This is a genomic window from Mangrovibacterium sp. (assembly GCF_059905295.1).
Window position 1 is genome coordinate 1 of record NZ_JBZQJF010000268.1, and the last position, 4,294, is coordinate 4,294.

The 4,294-nt window shown below is 44.2% G+C and carries 2 protein-coding genes; one reads left to right on the forward strand and one right to left on the reverse strand.

The genetic code is table 11. The features are described 5' to 3' along the window. On the reverse strand, positions 1-3,019 hold a 3,019-nt coding region (locus AC37HE_RS13815; protein WP_500783436.1), incomplete at its 3' end, for a S41 family peptidase. Between the two features lie 219 nt (positions 3,020-3,238). Between AC37HE_RS13815 and AC37HE_RS13820 the strand changes: the two genes are divergently transcribed. Then, on the forward strand, positions 3,239-3,862 hold the full coding sequence (locus AC37HE_RS13820; protein ID WP_500783437.1) for a histidine phosphatase family protein: 624 nt from the start codon (positions 3,239-3,241) through the stop codon (positions 3,860-3,862). Positions 3,863-4,294 lie beyond the last annotated feature (432 nt).

The following is a 4,294-nucleotide window of genomic DNA, read 5'->3' on the forward strand; positions in this document are numbered from 1 at the left end:
CCATAAAAGGCAGCGAACCACTGATACCAACAACACCTCCCCAGCTACGTGTTCCGATAACTGTTCCCAGCTTGTAGTGTTTGAAACCATAAGGGAACAAATCACCATCTGAAGCCGAATATTTGTCGATCAGCAACACTTTAGGCCCCAACATGATTTTGGTTGGCACCGGAGTTGGGTGTTTGTAATTACGGCGCATATTGGAACGTTGTACTTCACGCTGCAAACGCTCAACAATCATCGGCGATACATTACCACCCCCGTTTCCGCGATCGTCAACAATCAAGCCTTTCTTATTCAGCTGCGGGTAAAACAAGCGGGCGAACATGTTTAGACCATCACGTCCCATATCAGGAATGTGAATATAACCCACTTCGCCGTTGGTAGCTTTGTTGACCTTTTCAATATTGGTTTGAATCCAGTTGTAGTAGTACAATTCTGCTTCATCGGCAATTGGCTTTACTAACACCCGGCGAGCACCTTCTTCACTGGCTTTGCTGTTCAAGCTAAGCTCCACCTCTTTATCGGCCAGGCCAACCAACATCGAATACAAATCGTCGGTTGTCTTGGTGCTGATACCATTCACGGCAACAATATAATCGCCAACCTGGGCATTCACACCCACCTCTGTCAATGGAGAACGAAGTTTCTGATCCCAGTTGGCGCCCTTCAGGATTTTATCAATTTTAAAGTAGCCCGACTTATCAGCACTGATTTGAGCTCCCAGTAAACCGGTTTTTATACGCTCCGGTTTGGGACGTTCACCACTTTGCACATAGGCGTGACCAATATTCAGTTCACCAATCAGTTCGCCAATCAGGTAGGTCAGGTCATCGCGATGACGCACATAAGGAACCAGTACGGCATATTTATCGTGCATAGCTTTCCAATCCAGACCGTGCATATTCGCTACATAGAAGAAGTCGCGCATTTGTCGCCAACTTTCATCGTAAATTTGTTTCCACTCCCGGGAATAGTCTACCCACACTTTCATGTTAGAAGTATCCACTGTTTTATCAATTTTCACGGCCCCTGACGGTAATGAGATAATCGCATATTTACCATGCTCACGAACAATCATCTTCTTATTATTGGCCGTAATGCCGTAGGTGAATTTACCCAAGTCGGTTTCCTTCTTCTCTTTCAAATCATACACCTTGGTTGTTACGCCGTGATCGGATTGTGAGTAGTAAACCTTGTTGTCAATCAAATTCACATTGTAATAGTTCGACGCCTTAATCGGCAACGACAGGATGCGATCCTGAATACCATCAAAATCAATTTTCACAGTCTTATCTTCCGATTTAGCCTCTTCCTTAGCTTCCGATTTTTTAGCTGCACCATTCTCTTTGACAATCTTTACAGTATCGTTCTCCAGAGCAAAGGGCGAAGGCGTATCTTTGGATAAGATAGCAATATATACCCGTGCCATATCTGAGTACGAGTGGTTCCACTCTGTAGAACTGTAAGTTGGATTGAAGTCGCGTTCCGAAACAAAAACGATGAACTTACCGTCGGCCGAGAAACGTGCTGAGCCACTATCGTACCAGTTATCGGTTACATCTTTCGTTTCCTTGCTATCAAGATTGTATACCGAAATGACCGACATTTGATTATCCGTTGGACGGCTGAAAACAATCCACTTACTGTCGGGCGACCAGGAGTAATTCCGCACTTGTCCCCATTCCGAGTCGATAACATCGGTTACTTTCTTGGTATCTACATCCACATAACGGAGACGCAGTTTACGATCGGCCCACATGATCTTTTTACTATCGGGCGACCAGTCGATCGAAAATTTATAGGTATCGGCACCATCTGTTAACTGAACTGCCTCTGCTCCTACTTTCGCTTCTTTCAGGTACACTTCAAACTCGCCGGTTTCATCCGACAGGTAAGCTACATACTTGCCATCGGGCGACCAAACAGCATTACGTTCGTGAACTCCCGGGGTTTTGGTTAAATTCCAGGTAATTCCCTTTTCAGCCGGCACGCTGAAGATATCGCCACGGGCACTGAACAACATACGCTCGGCATCCGGCGAAGCATCCACATCGAAAATTTGCTTCGAAGCATCTTTCCATTCATTCCGGGCATAAATGAAATCGTTGTCGATATACACCGGAACTTTCACCGGAGTTTTATCTTTCACATTCATCTTATAGATGTAGCCACCATTCTCAAAAACAATCTGGTCTCCACCAATTGAAGGGAATTTCACATCGTAGGTATCGAAGTTGGTGACCTTTTCGGTTGTGCCTGTTTTTGTGTTGTACACAAAGATGTTCATGGTGCGATCGCGATCCGACAAGAAGAAAATCTCATCGCCGGCCCACATCGGGAAAATATCCTGAGCATCGTTATTGGTCATGTTTTTGATTTCTTTGGTTTTGAAATCGAAGATCCAAACATCGTCGGCCATCCCGCCTTTGTAATATTTCCATGTTCGGAATTCGCGGAAGACACGGTTAAAGGCCAGCTTGGACCCATCAGGCGAGTAGCTGCAAAAACCACCTTCGGCCAAAGGCAATTCTTCTGAAAGTCCGCCTTCAGTTGACACTTTAAAAAGCTGTCCTTTGAACGAGTTGAAACTTTGCTTCCGCGAACGGTAAAGGATGTCCTTCCCATCGGGCGACCAAGCCATCACAATATTATTGGGTCCCATGCGGTCGGATACCAAATCACGGTTTAAGGTAGCTGTGTAGGTTAAACGTTTGGGCGAACCACCTTCTGAAGGCATGGTAAAAACCTCGGTATTGCCGTCGTACTGGCCGGTAAAAGCAATGGTGCTGCCGTCGGGCGATATTTTGGCAAACATCTCGTAGCCCACATCTGAAGTTAGTTTACGGGCTTTACCGCCATCAGCCGGAACCGTATACAGGTCGCCGGCATACGAAAAGACAATCTGATTTCCCTGGATTGCCGGGAAACGCATCAGACGTGCTTCCTGATCTGCTCCGCGCGAAATACCGCACAGTGCCAGAAGAGCAATCGCTAACACAAAATATTGTTTAATCATAGAAACGTATTTTGGGGATTAATAGAAATCACAAACTCAATATTAGGCTATAAGTATGCTAAACCTCTTTAAAATTACAGTTAAATACCAGCAAAATGACATTAAATGAATGCAAAGAATCAACTTGAACAATACCCGGAGAACATTTGTTGGTCTGTTTTTTGCAACTTTGCAGGGAATTTTGACATTAGAAGATAACACGAAAACACACAATAAACAATGATTGATTTTTGGTTAGTCAGACACGGAGAAACCGTTGAAAACAAGCAGGGAATCTGCCAGGGTCAAACACCTGGAACGCTGAACGAAGACGGAATTGCGCAAGCCGAGGCAGTAGGCGAATATTTGAAGAATGAAAAATTTGATGCCTATTATTCCAGCGACTTGCTTCGTACAATGAAAACAACGGCCGAAGTCACCAAGTTTCATCCTGAAAAAGAAATCATCCCGGAACAACTGTTACGCGAACGCTATTTGGCAGCCTGGCAAGGAAAACCATTCCCCAAAAACTGGAAGGAACTGGATTTGCCGGAAGGTGCCGAAACAGCCGAGGATTTAATTGTCCGTGCCGAAGCATTCATTCAAAAGATCAAAGCCAAGAACGAAGGACAGCAGGTTTTTGCGATGAGCCATGGTGGTTTGATTCGTGCTTTCTGGACTGTTTTACATGGTTTCGACCATGATTCGTATTATCAATGGGATGCTCCGAAAAACACCAGCATCAGCCGCTTTGAATTGCATAACGACGGAACGGTAAAAGTTGTAGCACGTAACCTGGCCGAACATTTGGAACAGATACAAATGGCAGGTCTGGCCAAAAACACCGGCGACTGGCAACTATAAGCCACTTGATTCAAAGAACGCAACACTGAAAATATTTCAGAGATCCGATCTTGTGAAAAGGTCGGATCTCAATATATTTCTATAATGATTGAAGGATAGATGGAATGAAGGATTGAAAGAGCTGCAAGTTGATTCAAATTCCAGGTTTTAAATTCCAAAATTCAAAAAGGGGGCATAGTCGCAGTCACAGCCACGAGCAACAAACCCCTGGCCTACCGATGTAAAATCGGTACAAGCTCTAAAGGGGTAACTATAACAGCAACTTGAAACTTAAAACTTGGAACTCGAAACTATAACGATTGCGCTTTCTTACTTCTACATTCCGTATTGGTTATTCGATATTCTATATTTCAAGGATTGCTTATTTCTTCGGATTAGAAAAATTCTTAGACTTCTTTCCTTCAGCCTTTTTGGTCGTAATTAGGATTACAC